A 17098-nucleotide genomic window follows, 5' to 3' on the forward strand; every position below is an offset into this window, starting at 1 on the left:
GACCGGCACCAAGGTCCGGAACGGCATCAGGGAGTGGTCAGAACGACCTTGCCGAAGAGTTCACCGGACTCCATCCGCTCGAAGCCCTCGCGGGCCCGGTCCAGCGGAAGGACCTCGTCGATGACGGGACGGACACCGGTGGCGGCGCAGAAGGAGAGCAGGTCCTCCAGCTCGTCCTTCGTGCCCATCGTGGAGCCGACGACCTTGAGTTCGAGGAAGAAGATCCGGGTCAGTTCGGCGTGCGAGGGGCGGTCGCCGCTGGTGGCACCCGAGATGACCAGCGTGCCGCCCGGCTTGAGGGACTTGACCGAGTGGGACCAGGTGGCGGCGCCGACGGTCTCGATGACGGCGTCCACGCGCTGCGGCAGCCGCGCGCCGGACTCCACGGCGTCCACGGCGCCCAGTTCGAGGGCCCGCTTGCGCTTGGCCTCGTCGCGGCTGGTCGCGAAGACCCGCAGCCCCGCCGCCTTCCCGAGCGCGATCGCGGCGGTGGCGACACCGCCTCCGGCGCCCTGCACGAGAACGGAGTCACCGGGGCGTACACCGGCGTTGGTGAAGAGCATGCGGTACGCCGTCAGCCACGCGGTGGGCAGACAGGCCGCCTCTTCGAAGGAGAGCTCCTCGGGCTTGGGCAGGACGTTCCACGAGGGCACGGAAACCTGCTCGGCAAAGGTGCCCTGGTACCGCTCGGTGAGGATGGAGCGCGGCTCCTTGGGGCCGACGCCGTGTCCCGTCTGCCCGATGACGGAGTGCAGTACGACCTCGTTGCCGTCCTCGTCGACGCCGGCGGCATCGCATCCGAGGATCATCGGCAGCTTGTCCTCGGCGAGCCCCACGCCGCGCAGCGACCAGAGGTCGTGGTGGTTCAGGGAGGCGGCCTTGACGTTCACGGTCGTCCAGCCGTCCCGGGCCGCGGGAGCGGGCCGCTCCCCCAACTCGAGGCCGTTCAACGGCTGGTCCCGGTCAATACGAGCAGCGTAGGCAGCGAACATGTCCTCGACCCTAGGCTCCACCGGCCTCCCGACGGAACCACGTCCCCCTGTGACGCGTGTCCCGCCGGGTGGGTGGGTTTGGGCCGAATGTGTGGGTGCGGGTTCGGTGGGGGCTGAGCGCGCAGTTCCCCGCGCCCCTGAAAGCGGGGGGTGCGCACGGTCTTTTGTCTTTAGGGGCGCGGGGAACTGCGCGACCAGCCCCCACCGGCCCGCACCCACCCACCCAGCCGAACCCTCAAGTAAAAAATTCACGCACAAAAATCCGGGCCCCGCCCACCAGGACGGGACCCGAACCTCAAGCAGAACGACGAGCGACAAACGACCTACCGCCGAGCCACACCCTCAGCCCGGGCAGCCGCGGCCACCGCGGCCGTGACCGCGGGAGCAACCCGCTCGTCGAACGGCGACGGAATCACATAGTCCGCGGCAAGGTCGTCCCCGACGACAGAAGCCAACGCCTCCGCAGCGGCGATCTTCATCCCCTCGGTGATCCGAGAGGCCCGCACCTGAAGCGCCCCCGCGAAGATCCCGGGGAACGCCAGCACGTTGTTGATCTGGTTCGGATAGTCCGACCGCCCGGTGGCGACGACCGCCGCGTACTTGTGGGCGACATCGGGATGCACCTCGGGAGTCGGGTTCGCCATGGCGAAGACGAACGCACCCTCGGCCATGGAGGCCACGGCCGGCTCCGGCACCGTACCGCCGGAAACGCCGATGAAGACGTCGGCCCCGGCGAGCGCGGACTCCAGCGAGCCCGACAGCCCCGCCTTGTTGGTCATGGCGGCCAGTTCCCGCTTGACCGGCGTCAGGTCGTCCCGGTCCGTCGACACGATGCCCTTGCGGTCGGCGACCGCGACATCCCCGAGCCCCGCCTCAAGCAGGAACTTGGCGATGGCGACCCCGGCCGCACCCGCGCCCGAGATGACGGCCCGGAGCTGCCCGAGGCTCCGCCCGGTCAGCCGCGCGGCGTTCCGCAGGGCCGCCAGCGTGACGACGGCCGTGCCGTGCTGGTCGTCGTGGAAGACGGGAATGTCGAGCCGCTCCTGCAGCTGCCGCTCGATCTCGAAGCACCGGGGCGCCGAGATGTCCTCCAGGTTCACGCCGCCGAAGGACGGCGCGAGCCGCACCACGGTCTCGACGATCTCGTCGACGCCGGTGCAGGCGAGCGCGATCGGCACGGCGTCGACCCCGCCGAACTGCTTGAACAGGATCGCCTTGCCCTCCATCACGGGGAGGGAGGCCTCGGGCCCGATGTCACCGAGCCCAAGCACGGCGGTGCCGTCGGTCACGACGGCGACCACGGACGACTTCCACGTGTAGTCGTGGACGAGTTCCGGCTTCTCCGCGATGGCCGTGCAGACCTTCGCGACGCCGGGCGTGTACGCCAGGGACAGGTCGTCCTTGTCACGGACGGGCACCGTGGCCTGCACGGCCATCTTGCCGCCGCGGTGCAGCGCGAATGCCGGATCGAAGGAATCGAGGGGCTCGGCCCCGCCTTCCTGATCCGTACTGCTGTCGCTGCGAGGATTGACGATCTCCGCTGCCACTTTGTTTTACCCCTTAAGTCTTAATGGTTGAGGGTCTCCGCTCCGGGTGAGGAGCAGGCGGGCACCGCATATGTCCCAGATGACGGTTACGTACGCATACGTACGGGTCATACGCGACGGGCGCGCCGCACACGCGCCCTGAGCCCCGGATGAGGGGTGTAAGGAACCTTCTTACCCGACGGACCGCATCGCAGACGAGTCCATGGCGCGAAGGTCACACGTCGACGGCGGAAGGTCACATATCGGAGGACCGTGAGCCGGATACAGGCCGAATACAGGCCGAATACCGGAGAGCGAAGGTCACATACCGGTGACATGACTCATGACCGAATGTACCGAAGGCGCCCATTTGGCGAACAATCCTCCGATGCGCACCGAAGCACCACGTACGCGGAGAAGCGGTCGCCCGTTTCGCCCAGTGCACCGAAGATCTTCCGGTCGTGACGGGGGGTATTCCGCACAAGATCCGGCTTCGACGGACCGGCTCGGTCCGGTTCGGGGGTCACCCGTTATCCGATTTTGACATGGCGGGCACCCTGAAGGCGCGAGTCCGAATGGCAAGATGCCGTAATCACACGAGGTCGCGACACCCGAAGGTGTGTGTTCTCGTCGACCCATCGGCTACTGCCGACCCATCGGCAACTCCACCCACCCGCCGGAGGAACCCACCATGACCGCAAGCTCCACCCGTCGTACGACCGCCGCGCAGTCCCGGATAGCCGCGGTCGGTGCGATCGCGGTCGCAGGCGCCCTGCTGCTGACCGGCTGCGGTGACCAGACCAAGGACAAGGACAGCGGCAGCTCGGAGACCGCTGACTCCAGCGCCGCCCCGCTCGCCGACCAGCTGCCCGCGGCCATCCGCGACAAGGGCGTCATCAAGGTCGGCTCGGACATCGCGTACGCACCCGTCGAGTTCAAGGACGACTCCGGCAAGACCGTGGGCATCGACCCCGACCTCGCCGACGCCATGGGCAAGCAGCTCGGCGTGAAGTTCGAGTTCGAGAACGGCACGTTCGACACCCTGCTCACCGGCCTGCGCTCCAAGCGGTACGACATCGCGATGTCGGCGATGACGGACACCAAGGACCGCCAGGAGGGCATCGACGCCGACACCGGCAAGAAGGTCGGCGAGGGCGTCGACTTCCTCGACTACTTCACCGCGGGCGTCTCGATCTACACCAAGCAGGGTGACGACCAGGGCATCAAGACCTGGGACGACCTCTGCGGCAAGAAGATCGTGGTGCAGCGCAACACCGTCTCGAACGACCTTGCCAAGGCCCAGGCCGAGAAGTGCCCGGCCGGCAAGAAGCTCTCCATCGAGGCCTTCGACAACGACCAGCAGGCCCAGACCCGGCTGCGCGCCGGCGGCGCCGACGCCGGTTCCTCGGACTTCCCCGTCGCGGCGTACGCGGCGAAGACCTCCGGTGGCGGCAAGGACTTCGAGGTCGTCGGCGAGCAGGTCGAGGCCGCTCCGTACGGCATCGCGATCGCCAAGTCGAACACCGAGCTGCGGGACGCCCTGAAGGCCGCGCTCGACGCGATCATCAAGAACGGCGAGTACGACAAGATCATCGCGAAGTGGGGCGTCGAGGCCGGCGCCGTCAAGGAAGCCACCCTCAACGGCGGCAAGTGACCGCGTTCCCAGCGGCACTGAAAGGCAACATCCGTGACTGTTGACATCGACAAGACGGCCGGCCCCCAGGACACCCCCCCGGGCGGACCGGAGGCCATCAAGGCCATTCCGGTCCGTCACTACGGGCGGTACGTCTCGGCCGTCATCGCGATCGCGATCTTCGTCTCGATCATCTACGCGTTCGCCCAGGGCAAGATCAACTGGGGCGCCGTACCGGACTACTTCCTCGACGACCGGATCCTCAAGGGCGTCGGCCAGACGATGCTCCTCACCGTCCTCTCGATGGTGATCGGCATCGCGGGCGGCATCCTCCTCGCGGTGATGCGCCTGTCGAGGAACCCGGTGACCTCGTCGATCGCGTGGTTCTACATCTGGTTCTTCCGCGGCACCCCGGTCCTGGTGCAGCTCGTCGTCTGGTTCAACCTGGGCCTGGTCTTCGAGTACATCAACCTCGGTCCGATCTACAAGGACTACTGGTCGAGCTTCATGACGCCGCTGCTGACGGCGCTCCTGGGACTCGGTCTGAACGAGGCCGCGTACATGGCGGAGATCTGCCGCGCGGGTCTCCTGTCGGTCGACGAGGGCCAGACCGAGGCCTCGCACGCCCTGGGCATGAGCCACAGCAAGACCCTGCGGCGGATCGTGATCCCGCAGGCGATGCGCGTGATCGTGCCCCCCACGGGCAACGAGGTCATCAACATGCTGAAGACGACCTCACTGGTGTCGGTGGTCCAGTTCGCCGAACTGTTCCGGTACGCCCAGGACATCGGCCAGTCCTCGGGCGCACCGGTGGAGATGTACTTCCTGGCCGCCGCCTGGTACCTGGTCCTGACCTCGGTGCTCAGCGTCGGGCAGTACTACATCGAGCGGTACTACGCCCGCGGTTCGAGCCGTTCGCTGCCGGCCACACCGTTCCAGAAGATCAAGGCGAACATGCTGTCACTGTCCAACCGCTCGGGGGGAGGGGCCAACTCATGAGCGCCGACGTCACCAAGAACGCGACCACGGCGGGCTCCGGTACGCCCATGGTGAAGGCCGAAGGCGTCCACAAGTCGTTCGGTCCGGTCGAGGTCCTCAAGGGCATCGACCTCGAAGTCAAGCCCAGCGAGGTCTTCTGCCTCATCGGCCCCTCCGGCTCCGGCAAGTCGACGTTCCTGCGGTGCATCAACCACCTGGAGAAGGTCAACGCCGGGCGCCTGTACGTGGACGGGGAGCTGGTCGGCTACCGCCAGCGGGGCGACAAGCTGTACGAGCTCAAGGACAGCGAGGTCGCGCGCAAGCGGCGGGACATCGGCATGGTGTTCCAGCGCTTCAACCTGTTCCCGCACATGACGGCGACGGAGAACGTCATGGAGGCGCCGATCCAGGTCAAGGGCGTCAGCAAGGCGCAGGCGCGGGAGCGTGCGGCGCAGCTCCTCGATCGGGTCGGTCTCGCCGACAAGGCGGGCAACTACCCCTCGCAGCTCTCCGGTGGCCAGCAGCAGCGGGTCGCCATCGCCCGGGCCCTCGCCATGGACCCGAAGCTGATGCTGTTCGACGAGCCGACCTCGGCCCTCGACCCGGAGCTCGTCGGCGACGTCCTCGACGTGATGCGCGACCTCGCCGAGTCCGGTATGACGATGATCGTCGTCACCCACGAGATGGGCTTCGCCCGGGAGGTCGGCGACTCGCTGGTCTTCATGGACGAGGGTGTGGTGGTCGAGTCCGGCAACCCGCGGGACGTACTGACTAATCCGCAGCACGAGCGGACGCAGTCGTTCCTGTCGAAGGTGCTTTAGCCTCCGGCGGTTCGGCAGGTGTTCGAAGGGGCGGTACGGATTCTCCGTACCGCCCCTTCGTGTTCGGCCGACGCCGGGCGGTGTCTCGTCTGCGGGCCGGTGGGGGCTGAGCGCGCAGTTCCCCGCGCCCTGAAAGGGCGCACTTCTCAGCCCGGTCCCGCATACTCCAGCCCGTCCGGCGTTTGAGGACGAGCGCGGAGCGCGATACCGGGGGTCCGGTGGCGGAGCCCCCAGGGGACGGGAATGGGTAGGGGTGGCGGGGGCGGGAAACTCTGGCTACTTGAGAGCCAGTACCAGGCCGTCCGATGGGGAGCGCCACACCTCGCGGGCCTCCGCGAAGCCCTTGTCGCGCAGCATGCGCGCGTGCCACTCCGCGGACGGCGTATCCCCCTCCGCGTGCTCACCGTAGATCTCGAAGCGGCGGGCCGTGGGCTCGGCGAGGACGGGATCCTGGCCGGCGAGCTGCCACCAGTCGGCCCAGTCGAGAACACCGGCGGCCTTGGCCTGGTCCATGCGCGCATGCCGCTGGGCCCGGTCCGCCGCATTGATCCGCGGAGTCGTCTCGTCGATCATGTGATCCGCGTTCATGAACACACCACCGTCGCGGACGAGTTCGGCGACCTGACCGTAGAGGACCGCGAGGGGTTCCCTGTGCAGCCAGTGGAGAGCGGTGGCCGTGAGGACGGCGTCGTACGAGTCGTACGGCAGCCTCGCCGGCCAGTCGGGGTCCTTGAGGTCGGCCGTGACGAAGGTGACCCGGTCGTCGCCCCGGAAGGTGCCCTCGGCGATGGTCAGGAGCGCGGGGTCGAGGTCGACGCCGGTACTGACCGCCTTCGGGAACCTTTCGAAGAGGCGGGCCGTGATACTTCCCGTACCGCACGCGAGGTCCAGGACGCGCGGCTCGGGGCCCACGAGGGCCTCGACCATGTCGAGCATGACCCGGAAGCGCTCCTCGCGGTCCGGCATGTACCACTCCTGCTGCCGGTCCCAGCTCTCCTGCCAGGCAGCCCAGTCGGCTCCGATGTCGGTCGTCATGGATACCCCTCTCCCCTCCAGCATGTAATACCCTGGAAGTGCAATTAGCCATTACCTGTCCGCACCACGACGATAGAGTGCCTCCGTAAGGACTACAAGTGGAACTGGCCTATTACTCGGATTACGCCGTGCGACTCGTCAACAGCGAGGAACCGGCCCGGGGCAAGGACGCGCTCACCTCGGTCGAGGCCGTCCGCGACCTCTTCGGCGGCAACTCCTCGGCGGCCCGCCGCGCCACGGACGCGGACGTGACCCGCTTCCGCGGCGTGCGGGCCAGGCTGCGCGCGGTCTTCGAGGCGGCAGACGGCGGTGACGAGACCCTCGCCGTGGACCTGCTGAACTCGCTGCTGCTGGAGTTCCCGGTGAGCCCGCAGATCTCGGGCCACGACTTCCGGGACGACAACGGCCGCCCGCTGTGGCACATGCACCTTGCGGACCACCCGTCGAACGCGACCGCGGGGTATGCCGCGACCGCCGCGATGGGCCTGGCCTTCCACCTCACCGAGTACGGCGTGGACCGCCTGGGCCTGTGCGAGGCAGCGCCGTGCCGCAACGCCTACCTCGACACCTCGACGAACCGCTCCCGGCGCTACTGCTCGGACCGCTGCGCGACCCGGGCGAACGTCGCCGCCTACCGGGCCCGCAAACGCCTGGAGGCGGACCGGTCGGAGAGCACCGGCCTGGCGGCCGACAGCAGCCAGCGCGCGACCGCGAACGGCGAGCGCTGATCCTTTTTGAGCGGCCGGTACCGGAACCGCACCTTCCCGAGGACGAGCTCCTCGGGCACGGTCCCGTAGTCGGTACTGTCCCCACCCGCGTACGCGTTGTCGCCGAGCACCCACCAGCCGCCCTCGCGCCGCTCGGCCGCGCGCTTGACGACCAGCAGGTCCTGCTGGAACGGATGACGCAGTACGACCACGTCACCAGGCCTGACCCGGGCCCCGTACTGCACGACGAGGAGATCCCCGTGCTGCAGTGTGGGCACCATGGACGGCCCCGTCACCTCGGCCGTACCGAAGGGCAGGGCGGCCCTTCCACGCTCGGTCTCCTGCGACAGCTCCGGCATCACCGGCACCTCCCCGGTCCTATCCTCCACGAGTCCCAGTCTCACCCTGGACTTTTGTCCTAAGCCCATGGGGGCACTCGCGAAAACCCGTCCCTCACGGAGTAATGTCCCACCTGAGAAGACGATCACGAGGAAGGACAGCTCAATGCTCTCCCGCCTGTTTGCCCCCAAGGTCAAGGTCAGCGCACACTGCGACCTGCCCTGCGGTGTGTACGACCCGGCCCAGGCCCGCATCGAGGCGGAGTCGGTGAAGGCCGTGCAGGAAAAGATGGCCGCCAACGACGACCCGCACTTCCAGGCTCGCGCCACCGTCATCAAGGAGCAGCGCGCCGAGCTCGCCAAGCACCACGTCTCGGTGCTCTGGAGCGACTACTTCAAGCCCCCGCACTTCGAGAAGTACCCGGAGCTGCACCAGCTGGTCAACGACGCCCTCAAGGCCCTCTCGGCCGCCAAGGGCTCGACCGACCCGGCCACGGGCCAGAAGGCGCTGGACTACATCGCCCAGATCGACAAGATCTTCTGGGAGACCAAGAAGGCGTGACCCAACGCCTTCCGTTTTCGCGGTGGAGGGGCCCGGCCAATACCTTTGGCCGGGCCCCTTCCTCGTTTCCCTGTCGGTGGGCCCGCTGTGGGTGGGCCCGCTGTCGGTGGGCCGTGGCATGCTGAAGGGCATGAATCCGGAAGATCTGGTCCGGCTGCGCAAGGCGCGCGACCGGATGGACCGTGAGTACGCCGAGCCGCTGGACGTGCCCGCGCTCGCGCGTACGGCGCTGATGTCGGCGGGCCACTTCCAGCGCAGCTTCCGGTCGGCCTTCGGCGAGACTCCGTACAGCTATCTCATGACGCGCCGCATCGAGCGCGCGAAGGCGCTGCTGCGGCGCGGCGATCTGACGGTGACGGAGGTCTGCATAGCGGTCGGGTGTACGTCACTGGGGTCGTTCAGCTCCCGTTTCACCGAGCTGGTGGGCGAGTCGCCGAGCGCGTACCGGGCCCGGCCGCACGACGAGGGGGCGGCGATCCCGGCCTGCGTGGCGAAGATGTACACCCGGCCCACGCGCGTCCGGGCGTCCGAGCCCCCGTCCTGAGGGCAGCGCACGCTTCAGGTCACCAGGCGGGACGCGCGCGCCCGTAGGTAGCGCTGTTCCGGGCGGCTGAGGGTCTTGGCGGCGGCCGACTCGTAGGCGGTGCGGGCGGCCTCGGTGTCGCCGGCCCGTTCCAGGAGGTGCGCGCGGACCGCGTCGAGGCGGTGGCCCGTCGACAACTCATCTTCCAGGGAGTCGAGTTCGGCGAGACCGGCCTCCGGGCCGTGGACCATCGCGACGGCCACCGTGCGGTTGAGGCGTTCCATGGGACCGGGGACCAGCCGGACGAGGATGTCGTAGAGGCCGAGAATCTCCTGCCAGTCGGTGTCGTCGGGCGAGGCCGCCTCGTCGTGGACGGCGGCGATCGCGGCCCTCAACTGGTAGGGACCCAGCCGCGGTTGGGCCAGCGCCCGTGTCACGAGGGCCACACCCTCGTCGATCGCCGTCTTGTCCCACAGCGCACGGTCCTGCTCGTCGAGCGGCACCAGTTCGCCGTGCGGCCCGGTGCGCGCGGCGCGGCGGGCGTCGGTGAGGAGCATGAGCGCCAGCAGACCCGTCACCTCGCAGTGGCCTGGCAGCAGCGCGTGCACCGTACGGGTCAAGCGGATGGCCTCGCCCGCGAGTTCGGCCCGCTGGAGCGCCGCGCCGGACGTGGCCGTGTACCCCTCGTTGAAGATCAGGTACAGGACGTGCAGGACCGCCGGCAGCCGCTCCTCCCAGTTCTCGGGGCGGCCGAAGCTCGTGCCCTTCACCTTCTGCTTGGCCCGGCTGATCCGCTGCGCCATGCTCGCCTCGGGCATCAGATGCGCACGGGCGATCTCGGCCGTCGTCAGACCGCCGACCGCCCGCAGCGTGAGCGCGATCCGCGCGGGCTGGGGCAGTTCGGGGTGGCAGCAGAGGAAGAGCAGGGTGAGGGTGTCGTCCTCGGACGGCGCGCGGTCGGCGCCGGGCGGCGGAGCCGTGAACGCGTCGCGCGGAGTGAGCGCCGCCGCCCGCTCCTCGCGCAGCCGGCGCGCCTCCTCGCTGCGCAGCACGTCCGTGAGCCGCCGCGAGGCGACCTTGATCAGCCAGCCGCGCGGGTTGTCGGGCACCCCGGCCTCCGGCCACTGCCCGGCCGCCGCGAGGAGCGCCTCCTGTACGGCGTCCTCGGCGGCGTCGAAGTGCCCGTACCGGCGCACGAGCGCGCCGAGGACCTGCGGCGCGTGGCGGCGCAGCAGGTCCTCGACCTCGGTCGTACGTCCCGAGGGGCGTCTGGGGGGACGGCTCACACGTCCCCGCCGCCGTCGAAGTCGGGAATCGCGCGGATGACCAGCGGGTACTGCTTCGTGCCCTCGGGGACGGGGCATTCGAGCACCCGGGCAGCGATCTCCGTGACCCGTTCCAGGCTGGCGCAGTCCAGGACCCAGTACCCGGCGAGCACTTCCTTCGTCTCGCTGTACGGCCCGTCGGTGATCACGGGCTTCCCGTCCGGGCCCCGCTCGACGAACCTGGCCTTCGCGGGCTCCGACAGACCGTTGGCGTCGACAATCTCCCCGGTCTCGGCGAGGTCGTTGTTGATCGCGCCCATGTGCGCGTACATGGTCTGGACGTCCTTCTCGGTCCAGACGGGCGCGTCGGCGGAGCCCTTGCCGCTCTGCGCCTCGTAGTCGGCCTGCGTGCCCTGGATCATCACGAGGTACTTCATGAGTCCGCTCCTTCGGTTCGGGCCGCCCGCAGTGGGTGGCTCTCACAGGGGACGTCGGAGCCGGGCCGCGGTTCTCTACAAGAGCGCGAAAAAAACTTTCCCGCGTTTCCTCGCGGGCCGCCGCACTCAGGAATCCCGCTCCACGGACGCCTGGTCCGCAGGTGTCTGACCGGCGGCCGCCTGAGGTGCCTCGGGCGGCCCGGGCTCGCTCGCCAGGACGCGGTCCGACTCCGCCTCGGTCTTCTCGGCCTCCCCCTCCTCGTACTCCGCGCACTGGGGGTTCCGGCAGGGGCCCGCGCCCCACAGGGGCACAAAGACCCCGAGGGTCTTGTGCCGACGCACGACCGTGTCCACGGTCTGCTTGCAGACCGGACAGACATACTCATCACTGGTCATGTCCCCAGGGTATTGCGGGAGGCGGCGCGCCGACAGGCGGACGACGGCGCCACCCCGGAATCAGCGCTTCCTGCTGTACGTCCGCACGACCGCCCCGTTCTTGAACGTGCGCACCTCGCCGAGCGTGAACTCGCCGACGGCGAACCCGGAGCCGAACATCGGCATGCCGGAGCCGAGCACGATCGGGTACGTCTTGACGATGAGCTCGTCGATCTCGTCGACCAGCTCACCCGCGAGCCGCGAGCCGCCGCACAGGTAGATCCCGAGATCACCGTCCTCCGCCTTGAGCTCGCGGACCTTGCCGACCAGGTCGTCGGAGATGATCTCGACGTGCGGGTCGGGCGACTCCTCCAGGCTGCGCGAGGCGACGTACTCGCGCATGTGGGCGTACGGGCTGGTGACGCCGAGCTCCAGCGCGATGTCGTAGCTGGCACGGCCCTGGATGATCGTGTCGAACTTCTGGTTCGCCAGGTGATCCGTGCCCGTCGCCCGACGGCCGTGGGTCGGCAACGTCTCCGGGTACTCGGTCCTGAGGAAGTCGAAGAACTCCTCGTCGACCATCTCCACCATCATCTGTGCGTCGCCGCTCGGGTCGCCGATGAAGCCGTCGATCGAGCAGGCGATGAAATACGTGAGCTTTCGCAAGCCGGTCTCTTTCCGTAGGATGCGTGAACCACTCCATTCATAGTGCTTCATCTGTAGTGGTTGCAAGGGGATTTCCGAGGATCTCCCGTACGGGACTCAAGTAAGAGAGGGGATTCCGCATGGCGAGCAATCCGGAGCGCCGGGCCGCCCTGGTCGACGCCGGTGTGGAGGTGCTGGCGCGCGAGGGGGCACGCGGGCTGACGTTCCGCGCGGTGGACGGTGAGGCCGGGGTGCCGGTGGGCACGGCCTCGAACTACTTCGGCGGCCGCGACGACCTGCTCCGCCAGATCGACGCCCACCTCCACGAACGCCTCGCCCCGGACCCCGAGGTCCTGGCCGAACTCATGAAGGCCCCCAAGGACCGCACCCTGGTCACGGCGTTCATGCACGACCTCATGGCCCGCGCCCAACGGGACCGCACGGGCTATCTGGCCCTGCTGGAGATGCGCCTGGAGGCCACGCGCCGCCCCGAACTCCGCGCCTCCTACACGAAGACGATCCGCGCCGACCTCGAATACGGCATGGAGTTCCACCGCGGGGCAGGCCTCCCCGGCGGCGACGAGACGGTGACGGTCCTGTACCTCGCCATGCTCGGCCTGATCCTGGAACACCTGACCCTGCCGGGCGTCCTGGAGGGCGTACTGCCGGGAGTCACCGTCCCGGACGGGCTGGTGGAACGGATCGTCGCGACGATCGTGCCGGAGCGGGGCGACTGAGCTGACGGGGGCGCCCCATCAGGGGCGCGGGGAACTGCGCGCCCAGCCCCCGCCGACCCGCGGACTACGAACCGGCCTCCCCGCGGAGCGGCTCACGGACGGGCTCACGCCACATGGGCCACATCAACGGCCCGGCCGGAAGCTCAAGCGCGCTTCCCGTGAATTCGAACCCGAGCCGCTCGTAGAGCCCCCGGCTGCGCGCACTGCTCGCCTCCAGATACGCGGCCACACCTTCACCGTCGCACCGGTCCAGCACATGCTGGACAAGCGCGGCGCCGAGCCCCTCCCCCTGCCGGCCGGGCGTGACGCCGATCATCCAGAGGTACTCGTGGGCCTGCCCCTCCGGGTGGATCCCGGCGGTCAACCGGCTTATCAGCTCGACCCGTTCGTTCTCGGGGTCGACGTTCTCGCGCAGTTGGGCGGGCCCGTCCTCGTCGTCCTCCCCGGCGGGCTCCGCCGGCACCGAAAGCCACAGCGCACAGGCCGAACCGTCCTCCGTGACATCCACGTACCCCTCGGCGAGCACGGCGTCGACGAAAGCACCCATCAGCAACGGATGCCTGAGCCGCCGGTGTTCCGCGTCGGGAAAGACCCAACTGCTCACCGGGTCGCTCTGGAAGGCCTCGTCGAGGAGCCGTATCACGGCCTCCCGGTCGTCCTCGCCCGCTCTGCGGATCGCCACGCCCATAGCCCGCCCCTTTGCCTCAACTGCCCATGCCCACTCGGCCGTTGCAGCCTAGCGATCACTTCGGCAGAAGGCGACGAGCCCCGCACACCGTGGGGATGCGCGGGGCCCGCCGGAACCGGAACCCCTCCGCCTCACCGCGTTGTCAGGCACCGCGCGGCGAAGAGGGCCCCGGAGTCTCGTACCCATTACGGCCGACGAACGCCGCACCGCTCAGGGAGGAGTGGCAGAAGTGAAGTGAGGGTGGAGGCGGGGCGTAGGCGGGCGGTGTGGATGCGGGGCGAACTGGAGGCGGGCGGGCCTGGAAGCCGGGCGGGCTCAAAGCGGGGCGGGCTGGAGCGAGGCGCATACCGCCCGGCCCGGCGTGCCGCCCCGAACCGAATCGAGTCGGACCGAGCCAGACCGACCGGGCAGCACCACGCCCCGCCGCACCGAACCGAGTCGGGCCCAGCCAAACCGACCAGGCGGCACCGCACCCCGCCACGCCGAACCGAGTCGGGCCCAGCCAAACCGACCAGGCGGCACCGCACCCCGCCACGCCGAACCGAGTCGGGCCCAGCCAAACCGACCGGGCAGCACCGCACCCCGCCACGCCGAACCGAGTCGGGCCGGCCAGACCGACCAGGCAGCACCATCCCGCTCCGCCGCACCGAGCCGGATCGGGTCGTGCCGGATCGGGTCGAGGTCCGTCGAGCCGGGTCGGAGCCCCACCCACCCCCAGGCACCGACAGCCCACCCGCCACACGGCCTCATCCACCGCGCCCAGCCGAGCCATCCCACCCGGGCAGCGCCGCCCGCCCGCACGTCCCCGTCAGCCTTCCTCAGCCCTCCTCAACTGTCCCCACCCCTTGTCCCTTCCGCACCCGCCCCTCCTCTGCCCCCCGCTTCCGACGCCGTGCGGCTTCGGCTGCCGCGTCCCCGCGGGCACCGCACGGCATCGGCCTCCTGATCTCTACATACGCGCCGCCCTTCGATCACTCTTCACTCGTCGCACCCGTCTCACCCGGCTCACTCGCCGCTCCCATCCGCGTCCCGAACTCACGTGCTCCGCCGCGTCACGAACTCCGCCAGCGACAGAAGCCCTCCCGCCGCTTCCGGATCCGGGACGGCCCGGGACAGGTGCCGCAGGGCCCTGGCCATCCGGTCGGCGGCCTGGACCTGGGCCCAGTCACGCCCACCCGCCCGCTCGACGGCGAGGACCGTACGCTCCAGATCGCCGTCGCGGTACGGAACCCGGTACAGCTCGGCCAGTTCGGCCGCGGCCGGTGTGCCCGAGGCGAGCGCGGCGACCACGGGGAGGGACTTCTTGCGGGCCATCAGGTCCGCCCCGGCCGGCTTGCCGGTGCGGCTCGGGTCCCCCCAGATGCCGATCACGTCGTCGATGAGCTGGAAGGCGAGCCCGGCCTCCCGACCGAACGCGTCGAGAGCGTCGACGTCCTCCTCTCCGGCCCCCGCGTACAGCGCCCCGAGCGCGCACGCGCAGCCGAGCAGCGCCCCCGTCTTGGCCTCGGCCATGGTGAGCACCTCTTCGAGCGTGACGTCGTCGGGGCCGCGGCGCTCCATGACGGTGTCCGTGTGCTGGCCCGCGCACAGTTCGACGACACAGCTCGCGAGCCGCGCGGCCGCAGCCGAGGACGCCGGACGCGGATCCTCGGCGAGCAACTGGTGGGCCAGTGCCTGCAGGGAGTCCCCGGCAAGGACCGCGTCGGCGTCCCCGAACACCGCCCACGCGGTGGGCCGGTGCCTGCGGGTGGTGTCCCGGTCCATCACGTCGTCGTGCAGCAGGGTGAAGTTGTGCACGAGCTCCACCGCGGCGGCCGCCCGTACGGCCGTCTCCTGCTCTCCGCCGAGCGCCCGGACCGCGGCCAGCACGAGCGCGGGCCGGATCGCCTTGCCCGAGTTCCCCGCCGCAGGGCTGCCGTCCGCGTGCTCCCACCCGAAGTGGTAGAGCGCGATCCGGCGCAACGGGCCGGGCAACGACTCGACGGCCCGGCGCAGTTCGGGGTCGACCGACGCCCGGGACCGCTCCAGGATCCCGGCGGCCTCCTGCCCTTCGGGCGACCCCCGTCGCCCGCCGGGCACGCCACCCGGCACCGGCCCTCCCCGCGCTTCCGGTCCTTCCACGGCCGGCAGCGGGCTCTGTTGCGTCTCCGTCATGAGCTCACCCATGGATCCGCCTCGCAGAGTGCGTGGACGGTGGCGGCTCCGCCGGCGACGGGCGCGTACCCCCTCGGTCCGCCCCCACCGGCGGACGGGGACACGGCGCGCGCCGTACGGGACGTCACCTCCAGCGGCCGATCTCGACGTTCTCCAGGACCCCGAGCGCATCAGGCACCAGGACCGCGGCCGAGTAGTACGTCGTCACCAGGTAGGACATGATCGCCTGCTCACTGATGCCCATGAACCGCACGGACAGGCTCGGCTCGATCTCGTCCGGGATGCCGGCCTGCTGGAGTCCGATGACGCCCTGGTCGGCCTCGCCCGTACGCATGGCGATGATCGAGGTCGTGCGGGCCTCGGTGACCGGGATCTTGTTGCACGGGAACATCGGCACACCGCGCCAGGTGGGAATGCGGTTGCCGCCCATGTCGATGGTCTCCGGGACGAGCCCCCGCTTGTTGAGCTCGCGGCCGAACGCGGAGATCGCGCGCGGGTGGGCGAGCAGCAGCTTGGTGCCGCGCCGCCTGGTGAGCAGCTCGTCCAGGTCGTCCGGGCTGGGTACGCCGTCGTGCGGCTGCAGCCGCTGGTCGTACTCGCAGTTGTTGAGCAGCCCGAACTCCCGGTTGTTGATGAGCTCGTGCTCCTGGCGCTCCTTCAACGCCTCGACCGTGAGCCGCAACTGCTGCTCGGTCTGGTTCATCGGCTGGTTGTAGAGGTCGGCCACGCGCGTGTGGATGCGCAGCACGGTCTGGGCGACGCTGAGTTCGTACTCGCGCGGTGCCGCGTCGTAGTCGACGTACGTCCCCGGGATGGCCTGTTCTCCGGTGTGACCGGCGGCGAGGTCGATCTCCTTCTCGCCGTAGTTGTTGGCGCGCTGCGTGGGAATCGCGCGCAGTTGCTGAAGGTGCTCGCGCAGGGACTCGGAGCGCTCGGCGATCTGGTCGAGGTCCTGGCGGGGCAGCGCGAGCACCGTGCAGGCCGTGACCGCGCGGGCCGTGTACTCCCAGATCGCCTCCGGGTCGGTGATCGCCTGCTCGCCGAAGTAGGCGCCGTCGGCCAGGACGCCGAGGACCGCGTCGTCCCCGTACGGGCCCGTGCCGATCTTCTCGACCTTGCCGTGCGCGAGCAGGAACACCTCGTCGGCCTGGCTGCCGAAGGAGGCGAGCACGTCGCCCGGGTCGAACTCCCGCTGCTGGCAGCGCTGTGCGAGCTCGGCGAGCACCTCCGGGTCCTCGTAGGTGCGCAGTGCCGGCAGTTCGCCGAGCTCCGCGGGGATGACCTGAACGCGGTCACCGGTCTTCACGAACGTCACGCGACCGTCGCCCACCGAGTAGCTGAGCCTGCGGTTCACGCGGTATGTGCCGCCCTGCACGTTCACCCACGGCAGCATGCGCAGCAGCCATCGTGAGCTGATCTCCTGCATCTGTGGCGCGGACTTGGTGGTGGTGGCCAGGTTCCGCGCCGCGGATGTGCCGAGACTCTTCTGCGGCTGATCCTGGTCCGCGCGGATCTCTTCGCCTACCGACATGAAATTGCCCTCCCCATCGTGCAATGAGCTGCGCCGAGAACACTTCCATCACGGACCGTGCCGGTGCTATTACACGAAAGAGGGGGAATGGATCTTCGAAAGCAGGGCATAACGGAGGACCCCCGCCCGGGCCGACAGGTCCGGGCGACCG

The 17098-nt window shown here is 69.6% G+C and carries 18 protein-coding genes; 7 read left to right on the forward strand and 11 right to left on the reverse strand.

Annotated elements, in window-relative coordinates; all coding sequences use genetic code 11:
* Window positions 1-26: 26 nt before the first annotated feature.
* On the reverse strand, window positions 27-992 hold the full coding sequence (locus QF035_RS18635) for a zinc-binding dehydrogenase (RefSeq protein ID WP_307521517.1): 966 nt from the start codon (window positions 990-992) through the stop codon (window positions 27-29).
* 323 nt (window positions 993-1315) lie between these two features.
* Window positions 1316-2539 (reverse strand): NAD(P)-dependent malic enzyme, encoded by a 1224-nt coding sequence (locus QF035_RS18640; protein WP_307521518.1) that lies wholly within the window; start codon window positions 2537-2539, stop codon window positions 1316-1318.
* A 670-nt stretch (window positions 2540-3209) separates the two neighbouring features.
* Here QF035_RS18640 and QF035_RS18645 point away from each other — a divergent pair.
* The 3 genes from QF035_RS18645 to QF035_RS18655 are packed head-to-tail and all read left to right on the forward strand — an operon-like array spanning window position 3210 to window position 5950.
* A complete protein-coding gene (locus QF035_RS18645; protein WP_307521519.1) occupies window positions 3210-4172 on the forward strand; it encodes an ABC transporter substrate-binding protein in 963 nt (320 codons plus the stop codon).
* A 33-nt stretch (window positions 4173-4205) separates the two neighbouring features.
* Window positions 4206-5150: an amino acid ABC transporter permease gene (locus tag QF035_RS18650; RefSeq protein ID WP_307521520.1), complete on the forward strand. Its 945-nt coding sequence runs from the start codon at window positions 4206-4208 to the stop codon at window positions 5148-5150.
* A gap of 47 nt (window positions 5151-5197) precedes the next feature.
* The gene (locus QF035_RS18655; protein ID WP_307531224.1) at window positions 5198-5950 is read left to right on the forward strand and encodes an amino acid ABC transporter ATP-binding protein; all 753 of its coding nucleotides are present in this window, start codon (window positions 5198-5200) and stop codon (window positions 5948-5950) included.
* A gap of 276 nt (window positions 5951-6226) precedes the next feature.
* Here the strand turns inward: QF035_RS18655 and QF035_RS18660 are convergent, their stop codons facing one another.
* Window positions 6227-6985 carry a class I SAM-dependent methyltransferase gene (locus QF035_RS18660; protein WP_307521521.1) on the reverse strand — a complete coding sequence of 253 codons (759 nt, stop codon included), beginning with the start codon at window positions 6983-6985 and terminating at the stop codon, window positions 6227-6229.
* A gap of 98 nt (window positions 6986-7083) precedes the next feature.
* On the opposite strand from QF035_RS18660, the gene QF035_RS18665 reads away from it, so the two are divergent.
* A complete protein-coding gene (locus tag QF035_RS18665) occupies window positions 7084-7713 on the forward strand; it encodes a CGNR zinc finger domain-containing protein (protein ID WP_307521522.1) in 630 nt (209 codons plus the stop codon).
* On the opposite strand, the gene sodX is transcribed toward QF035_RS18665, so the two are convergent.
* Window positions 7617-8051 (reverse strand): nickel-type superoxide dismutase maturation protease, encoded by a 435-nt coding sequence (gene sodX / locus QF035_RS18670; protein WP_307531227.1) that lies wholly within the window; start codon window positions 8049-8051, stop codon window positions 7617-7619. The two genes, QF035_RS18665 and sodX, sit on opposite strands and share 97 nt — an antisense overlap.
* 145 nt (window positions 8052-8196) lie before the next feature.
* On the opposite strand from sodX, the gene sodN reads away from it, so the two are divergent.
* Together sodN and QF035_RS18680 are read left to right on the forward strand one after the other, a co-directional pair.
* Window positions 8197-8592 carry a superoxide dismutase, Ni gene (gene sodN / locus QF035_RS18675; protein ID WP_007491258.1) on the forward strand — a complete coding sequence of 132 codons (396 nt, stop codon included), beginning with the start codon at window positions 8197-8199 and terminating at the stop codon, window positions 8590-8592.
* Between the two features lie 130 nt (window positions 8593-8722).
* Window positions 8723-9136 carry a helix-turn-helix transcriptional regulator gene (locus tag QF035_RS18680; RefSeq protein WP_269652530.1) on the forward strand — a complete coding sequence of 138 codons (414 nt, stop codon included), beginning with the start codon at window positions 8723-8725 and terminating at the stop codon, window positions 9134-9136.
* A 14-nt stretch (window positions 9137-9150) separates the two neighbouring features.
* Here QF035_RS18680 and QF035_RS18685 read toward each other — a convergent pair whose 3' ends face one another.
* From QF035_RS18685 to QF035_RS18700, 4 genes are all read right to left on the reverse strand, one after another.
* On the reverse strand, window positions 9151-10401 hold the full coding sequence (locus QF035_RS18685; protein ID WP_307521524.1) for an RNA polymerase sigma factor: 1251 nt from the start codon (window positions 10399-10401) through the stop codon (window positions 9151-9153).
* The gene (locus QF035_RS18690; RefSeq protein ID WP_307521526.1) at window positions 10398-10817 is read right to left on the reverse strand and encodes a YciI family protein; all 420 of its coding nucleotides are present in this window, start codon (window positions 10815-10817) and stop codon (window positions 10398-10400) included. Before QF035_RS18690 ends, QF035_RS18685 begins: the two co-directional genes overlap by 4 nt.
* 126 nt (window positions 10818-10943) lie before the next feature.
* Entirely contained in the window at window positions 10944-11213 is a 270-nt protein-coding gene (locus tag QF035_RS18695; protein WP_307521527.1) for a hypothetical protein, read from the reverse strand.
* A 60-nt stretch (window positions 11214-11273) separates the two neighbouring features.
* A complete protein-coding gene (locus QF035_RS18700) occupies window positions 11274-11858 on the reverse strand; it encodes a dihydrofolate reductase family protein (protein ID WP_307521529.1) in 585 nt (194 codons plus the stop codon).
* Between the two features lie 119 nt (window positions 11859-11977).
* Here QF035_RS18700 and QF035_RS18705 point away from each other — a divergent pair, with 119 nt between their 5' ends.
* Window positions 11978-12574, forward strand: coding sequence for a TetR/AcrR family transcriptional regulator (locus QF035_RS18705; protein WP_269652535.1), 597 nt, complete (start codon window positions 11978-11980; stop codon window positions 12572-12574).
* Window positions 12575-12638: 64 nt separating this feature from the next.
* Here the strand turns inward: QF035_RS18705 and QF035_RS18710 are convergent, their stop codons facing one another.
* From QF035_RS18710 to QF035_RS18720, 3 genes are all read right to left on the reverse strand, one after another.
* A complete protein-coding gene (locus QF035_RS18710) occupies window positions 12639-13262 on the reverse strand; it encodes a GNAT family N-acetyltransferase (RefSeq protein ID WP_307521531.1) in 624 nt (207 codons plus the stop codon).
* Between the two features lie 1035 nt (window positions 13263-14297).
* Window positions 14298-15428: a family 2 encapsulin nanocompartment cargo protein polyprenyl transferase gene (locus QF035_RS18715; protein ID WP_307521532.1), complete on the reverse strand. Its 1131-nt coding sequence runs from the start codon at window positions 15426-15428 to the stop codon at window positions 14298-14300.
* 112 nt (window positions 15429-15540) lie between these two features.
* Complete coding sequence (locus QF035_RS18720) at window positions 15541-16947, reverse strand: family 2B encapsulin nanocompartment shell protein (protein WP_307521533.1); 1407 nt, start codon at window positions 16945-16947, stop codon at window positions 15541-15543.
* Window positions 16948-17098: the final 151 nt, after the last annotated feature.

It is taken from the genome of Streptomyces umbrinus, from assembly GCF_030817415.1.
In the GTDB taxonomy this organism is placed as follows: Bacteria; Actinomycetota; Actinomycetes; order Streptomycetales; family Streptomycetaceae; genus Streptomyces; species Streptomyces umbrinus_A.